Source organism: Thalassoglobus neptunius (assembly GCF_007859735.1).
GTDB classification, from domain to species: domain Bacteria; phylum Planctomycetota; class Planctomycetia; order Planctomycetales; family Planctomycetaceae; genus Thalassoglobus; species Thalassoglobus neptunius.
The window spans coordinates 1-6,378 of sequence record NZ_SIHI01000095.1 but is presented as its reverse complement, the minus strand read 5'-3'; the positions used below and the strand labels follow the sequence as shown (position 1 = coordinate 6,378).

The 6,378-nt window shown below is 51.1% G+C and carries 5 protein-coding genes; 3 read left to right on the top strand and 2 right to left on the bottom strand.

Annotated features, from left to right (window positions below):
- Nucleotides 1-316 precede the first annotated feature (316 nt).
- A complete protein-coding gene (locus KOR42_RS27195) occupies nucleotides 317-823 on the top strand; it encodes a DUF4357 domain-containing protein (protein WP_197441600.1) in 507 nt (168 codons plus the stop codon).
- A 52-nt stretch (nucleotides 824-875) separates the two neighbouring features.
- On the opposite strand, the gene gmd is transcribed toward KOR42_RS27195, so the two are convergent.
- The gene (gene gmd, locus KOR42_RS25510; protein WP_146512630.1) at nucleotides 876-1,919 is read right to left on the bottom strand and encodes a GDP-mannose 4,6-dehydratase; all 1,044 of its coding nucleotides are present in this window, start codon (nucleotides 1,917-1,919) and stop codon (nucleotides 876-878) included.
- Between the two features lie 571 nt (nucleotides 1,920-2,490).
- Complete coding sequence (locus KOR42_RS25505; protein WP_146512629.1) at nucleotides 2,491-3,147, bottom strand: hypothetical protein; 657 nt, start codon at nucleotides 3,145-3,147, stop codon at nucleotides 2,491-2,493.
- A gap of 476 nt (nucleotides 3,148-3,623) precedes the next feature.
- Between KOR42_RS25505 and deoC the strand changes: the two genes are divergently transcribed.
- Nucleotides 3,624-4,358, top strand: a complete 735-nt coding sequence (gene deoC, locus KOR42_RS25500) for a deoxyribose-phosphate aldolase (RefSeq protein ID WP_146512628.1) — start codon at nucleotides 3,624-3,626, stop codon at nucleotides 4,356-4,358.
- A gap of 376 nt (nucleotides 4,359-4,734) precedes the next feature.
- Nucleotides 4,735-6,234 (top strand): B12-binding domain-containing radical SAM protein, encoded by a 1,500-nt coding sequence (locus KOR42_RS25495; RefSeq protein WP_146512627.1) that lies wholly within the window; start codon nucleotides 4,735-4,737, stop codon nucleotides 6,232-6,234.
- The last annotated feature ends 144 nt before the right edge of the window (nucleotides 6,235-6,378 follow it).

The following is a 6,378-nucleotide window of genomic DNA, read 5'->3' as shown; positions in this document are numbered from 1 at the left end:
TCTTCGCATGCGAATACGGCTCGACATACTTGCGTCCAATCCGAAGCGACAGCTTTGCCACTTCCAACAACACATTCGTTCGTGGGGAATCACTCATCACCAGATTTTAGCGCATTCTCATCTCAGATTCCAGAGATGTTTTCAACAATGCAAAGAGGAAGCAAAACCAGTTGTTTACATCGGCCAGTCAGAAGATGGACGAAATCGTTTTGATAATCACAACAAAACGAAGTCGTTCTGGAAGACTGCGATATTCTGTGTATCGAAGACTCAAAACTTCACGCAGGCACACATTAGATACCTTGAATGGTATTGCATGCAACGTGCAAAAGAAGTGGGGCGGTACACGCTTGAAAATGGCCAAATCCCTGCGTCTTCAAATTACGTTCCAGAACCCATGGAAGCCGAATTGCTCGACGTTTTCGAAACGATTAGCACACTTGTTTCATCGCTTGGTTACCCAGTATTCGAACCAATCTCGAAACCGAATCGATCATCTGAACAATTCTACTGTCAAGGTGGTGGGAGTGATGGGAAAGGTCAAATGGTCGAGGATGGTTTCGTAGTTTACGCGGGGAGTCGAGCAAGAATCCAAGTTGCACCATCAGCAACTTCGAGCGTGATTCCTCAGCGTGAAAAGCTCATTTCTGCTGGAGTTCTCGATGAAGTTGAGGGTGAATACCGATTCACGGAAGACTATCTCTTCTCTTCGCCAAGTATGGCAGCAGCAGTTGTACTGGGCCGATCGGCAAATGGCTGGGTTGAGTGGAAGAACGAACATGGCAAGACCCTTAGCGAGATTCATCGCGAAGGGACCGAGTGAGAATCTATGAAGGAATTGATTTCTTCTTCCAGTAAAACACGTTCACAAAGCCCTATTCTGCACATCGATCGGCATCGACCATCATTTCAGCGAGTGCTTCGAAGCTGACGCGGGGAGTCCAGCCGAGTTGTTGTTTCGCTTTCGTCGCATCGCCGATTAAGAGATCGACTTCGGCCGGTCGGAAGAATTTCGGATCGATGCGGATCAGAACATCGCCCGATGGACCTGTTCCAACTTCGTCAGTGCCTTCCCCGGACCAGCGGATGGGCATTCCGGCGTATGCGAACGCTTGTTCGCAAAATTGCCGAACAGAAAATGTCTTGCCGGTGGCGATCACGTAATCTTCCGGTTGATCCTGTTGAAGCATCAACCACATCGCTTCCACGTAATCGCCAGCAAATCCCCAGTCTCGTTGGGCATCGAGGTTTCCGAGCCGAAGCTCTTTTTGTTTCCCAGCGAGAATTCTTCCCACCGCCAATGTGATTTTTCTCGTCACGAAATTTTCTCCACGACGTGGAGACTCGTGATTGAACAAAATCCCGTTCACCGAGAACATTCCGTACGCTTCTCGATAGTTACGAGTGATATTGTAGGCGAAAGCTTTTGCTGCGGCGTATGGGCTGCGGGGGTGAAAGGGGGTTTCCTCGGTCTGAGGAGTCTCAACGACCTTGCCATACAACTCCGAAGATGATGCCTGATAAAATCGAGCATCCGGTTGGCATTCTCGAATCGCTTCCAACAAACGGAGAGCCCCAATCCCGCAGACATCGGCGGTGTACTCCGGGACTTCGAACGAGACCTGAACGTGCGATTGCGCAGCCAGATTGTAAACCTCATGGGGACGGGAAGCATTGACGGCATTCCTCAACGAGGAGGAATCACACATGTCACCATCCACCAGATGAAGACGGTTCGCGGTCGCCGGGTTTTCGAGAATCTCACGCAGACGCGATTTGTTATCTGTCGAACATCGACGAACGATCCCCCAGACTTCATATCCTCGACCAATAAGATGTTCAGCGAGATACGAACCATCTTGTCCTGTAATGCCAGTGACAAGGGCTCTTTGGCCAGTCAGTTCCGGAAGGTCAGTCATCGTTGTTTCAGGTCGTTCTTGAGCATTTCACAAAGTGGCCTTCCCAACCTCGTACACGCGAACAGGGCAAAAACCACGTCAAACAATACAAGCGAGGGAACAGGAACGAGCAACCTGATCTCGTCGCAAGTGGAGAATGAGTCGTAAGTCTAGTTCACCATGAGAATGGTTTGCAGTCGCCCGAAGTAGAAATGCCCTGAATTGTGCCTGAGACTGCAAACTGACTCGACCAATCGCCCCGGCAATGCGTTTTCAATCTCGCCCGCCAACTGTTTTCGCTTTGATGCTTTCATGAAGAGACACACGATTCGCACGATTTTCGTTCATTTCGAAAAGCATTGCGTGCGGTGCTGTTGTTGCGACAGACATCTCGGTCCGTCAAACAGCAAGAATCCCAGAGCCGGAATTCTGAAGAGCAAGCCCAAAAAAAGACGAGAAAGGGGCTGTCATGGCCGATTTTCTCGTGATCGTGAAGTGCCTTTTCGAACGAATTCTCGAAGTGCGCCAAGTCAGCATATTGCTGTTGCCGCAAAAGCCAGCGGTCTTCGTCTCGACGTCCCAAGGCGACAGCTTAGTATTGTCGGTATCCGGAGTAGCTTCCGTTGTACTGACTGGGATAGTTCTGCTGTGTTGGAGAATATCCGGTGAGTGCCGATCCCATATATTGAAACGGCATCATCAACGACTGGAAGAGTGACGGACGCTGTTGAGTGTATCCCGGTTGAATGGCGGGATTCGTCATGTTCTGACAAGGTCCACACTGGCCAGACTGACAAGGTGCTGTGTTCGATGACGGATAGACGGAATTCGTCGGGGTTGTGTAGACCGGAGAAACTCCATCCTGCCGAAATCTGGGTGGCGGCGAGTACTGGATTGGTTGTGAATACGGAGCCGGAGCAACATGCTGTCCGGGTGCCTGATATTGAGTTTGATACTGGGTTGGATACTGGGTCCGATACTGGGCAGGTCGCTGGTCGAAGTACTGAGGCGACGAAGGATTCACATTCGACGGAACGACGTATTGAGTTGGCTGAACATACTGCGGAGTCGTGTAGTTGGGTGAAGAGTAGCTGGGATAGCCAGAGTTCGTTTGTTGACCATTTGAGTTGCCATAGAAGGGGAGGACACTCCCGTTATCGGTTGTCTGAATGTGCGTATCGACAGCCTGTGCATTCGCAGAAAAGAGGCAGGCTGAAGAGAACAACATTGCTGAGAAAAGAGATTTCACAGATCACTCCTTAGTTTTGATGAACATCGCGAGGATGAATTCACTCGCTCTACTCAATCATTCTTTGCATTCGCTGTGCCAACTCGCGGAAGATGATTTCCACCCCGAAATCGCCCTCCGGGTTCGCCTAGACTTCCTAACCGGACAGCGCATGAAATCATTCTGAAGACAAGCGTCATCCAGCTGACCTCAATCACGTGACAATCCTTCGCAGGTCTGACGACAAGAAATCGCCTGCGGCTTTGGCGACTGAAATCTGAAGCCACAATGTCCTCAAGCGACTCGAATTCCCGGATTGGATTCTCAGTCAACGCTTCCGATGTGTCACTGAAGTTTTGCTCGGTCCCTTTGTGCGACTGGCTTGAGCAACTTGCGATTGCTTCTCCCCGGCGGCAAGATGCGTTCTTTGCCATCGTCAACGATTCAACTGCAATTCATTTCATCAATCGAGCCACACGGAACAACTGAAAGAAGACATGTCGAAAACAGAATTGAGCTACTCCGATCTCTCGAAGATGATCGACCACGCCATCCTCAGCCCGACACTGACGGAAACCGAAATCGTCAACGGGATTCAACTGGCACTCGCGTATGACGTTGCAAGCGTCTGCATCCTTCCGTACGCAATGAGTCTCTGCTCAAAGATGTTGGAAGGCAGCACAGTCCGCACTTCGACAACCATCGGTTTTCCGCACGGAGCCCAATCGACGGACGTCAAACGTTTCGAGGCAGAACGCGCCATCGCAGATGGATGCCAGGAACTCGACATGGTCGTCAATATCAGTTGCGTCCGAAGCGGGCAGTGGGACTACGTTCGTGATGACATCGGCGCCGTCATCGAAGTCGCTCATCAGGCAGATCGCCAGGTGAAGGTCATCTTCGAAAACTGCTACCTCAACGAAGAACAGAAAATCAAACTCTGTGAGATCTGCAGTGCGCTTAATGCCGACTGGGCCAAGACCTCCACTGGATTTGGAACAGGAGGAGCCACCATTGACGACATTAAGTTGATGCGGAAGCACTGTGCTCCCCATGTACAAATCAAAGCAGCGGGCGGAATACGCACCTACGATACCCTTCTGCAAATGAGAGAACTCGGCGTCACAACATGTGGTGCCAGTGCAACACAACAAATCCTCGACGAATGCCGCCGCCAACTGAACCTCCCGGAAGTCAACACCGAGAAACTTTCCTCCTCATCCGGCTATTAAGTTCGACCGGGTTTTCGTTTTTTTGGAAAGCGACTGACTCTCGAGGAATGCACCTTCGCCCGCGACCGAAAAGCTGTTCCGCCGGACTTCTTCAGTTTCTCTCTCCCGATTTTCTATCGTGAACGACTTCCCTGCCAATGACGCATCCGTCTGAGAATATAGTTTGACAGCCAATCAACACCGACTTATACCTTAAGCAAGTGAGCCTTTAAGTATCGGGAATCTTAAGGAGGGCAGAGCTGTCGTCATTACTGGGTAAAATTCTGTCCAAGAAGGCTGCAAATTAAGGTCAGAGAATACAAATCTCAATTGGCTTCCTAATCGCTGATCGGATTCTTCCTCACAACTGTTACAAACAGACTCGGTGAACAGCCTCATGCACACCCCGCAACGAGCACTGGTTGTGGACCTTTGCCAGTCATCTCGCATTCCGAATATCGCTGTTGGCTATCTCGTTGCCGGACTCCGAGAACATGGATTTGACGTCGGCGTTTTCTCTCCATTTTCTGTTGGAGCACGGGGTTTCTCACGCGAAACCATCGACACACCATTCAGCCATATCAAACGCCGGATTCATTTCTCTTCGCACCCAGCCATGGTGCGGGTTCACGACACGCTCCATTCCATGTGGCGATTCTACGATCGTGGTCGACCGAACCCTCAAGTGCTTGAGAGTTTTCATGAGACACTTCGTGAAAATGACCCCGATGTCGTCATGATCTCTGCGTATCTGCATCACTATCCGACAGTTCAACGCATGGCAGAGGCGGCTCGACAGTCGAACGTTCCAGTAATTCTGGGTGGCCCGGCGTTTAACGCACCGAACACCATCGACGCATGGAGAGACCTTCCGGGACTGGCAGCAATCGTTGGCCGCGAGATTGAATTCTCAATCGCCGACATCGCCCGCAGTGCAATCAATCGAAATGGTCTTGAGCGAATTCCAGGAGTCCACCTTCCGGACGTGAGATCCGGTCCACCCGCTTCTCCTATTTCGGATCTTTCCAAGCTGCCGATTCCGGACTATCAGGACTTTCCTTGGGAGAAGTATGAGCACCGAATCCTTCCAGTCATGACAGGAAGAGGCTGCCAGTGGGGAAAGTGCGTATTCTGTTCCGATGTCAAATCGGTGAACGGGACCGGTCCGTTTCGCTCTCGTGGATTGGACGGAGTTCTTAACGAACTCCGAACACTCGGGGAACGTCACGGTGCGAACTCAACGTTCTTTGTCGATATTAAACTGAACTCCGACCTCGTCGTCTGGAGAGGGTTGATTAAAGAGTACCAAAACTGTTTGCCGGGAGGAGAATGGGTCGGAGTTGTGCATGTTGATCGACGTCCCGATAACGGGCTGACAAAGGCAGACTTGAGTGCCGCACGCAAAGCAGGAATGGTTCGTGTCAGTTGTGGATTGGAATCGGGAAGCCAACGCCTGAATGACCGAATGGCGAAGGGAACAACCGTCCAACACCTGGGAGAATTCTTCGAAAATGCTCACAGCGAAGGAATTTCCACTCGTGCGACGATGATGCTGGGATTCCCTGGCGAACAGCCTGAAGATATTCACTCGACGTTAGATTTCCTCGACACGTACGGGACTCACATCGACCGAATCAATCTCAGCCGTTTCTCGCTCTCGCCGGGAACTGAACTGGAACGCCAACTCGAACTTAAACCGGAACGGTACGTCGGGCTGACTCCGCTCTCATGGGATCATCGAAATGCTCAAGTTCGCTATCGCTATGAACCGTCGATGACGCGAGAATATCGCAAGGCGAAATCGAGACTGTTAAAAGCTGTCCATGAAATCAACTCGCAAACGCTTCCATCAGAAGCGGGGTGGCGTGCTCCCCATTTTCTGATCCAGATGTTATGAGAGTCAACCGACCGATTTTGGTTCGAGGAGACTTTGATGACGAAGCGACGACGACGTAAGCCTGAGCAGATTGTGAAGCTGTTGCAGGAGGGGCAAGCGATGTTGGCGGCAGGAAAGTCGCTGGCTGAGGTGTTGCAGAAGCTG

Coding starts and splice junctions, on each gene's coding strand:
- gmd (WP_146512630.1), bottom strand. CDS start 1,919: ATGACTGACCTTCCGGAACTGACTGGCCAAAGAGCCCTTGTCACTGGC.
- deoC (WP_146512628.1), top strand. CDS start 3,624: ATGTCGAAAACAGAATTGAGCTACTCCGATCTCTCGAAGATGATCGAC.
- KOR42_RS27195 (WP_197441600.1), top strand. CDS start 317: ATGCAACGTGCAAAAGAAGTGGGGCGGTACACGCTTGAAAATGGCCAA.
- KOR42_RS25495 (WP_146512627.1), top strand. CDS start 4,735: ATGCACACCCCGCAACGAGCACTGGTTGTGGACCTTTGCCAGTCATCT.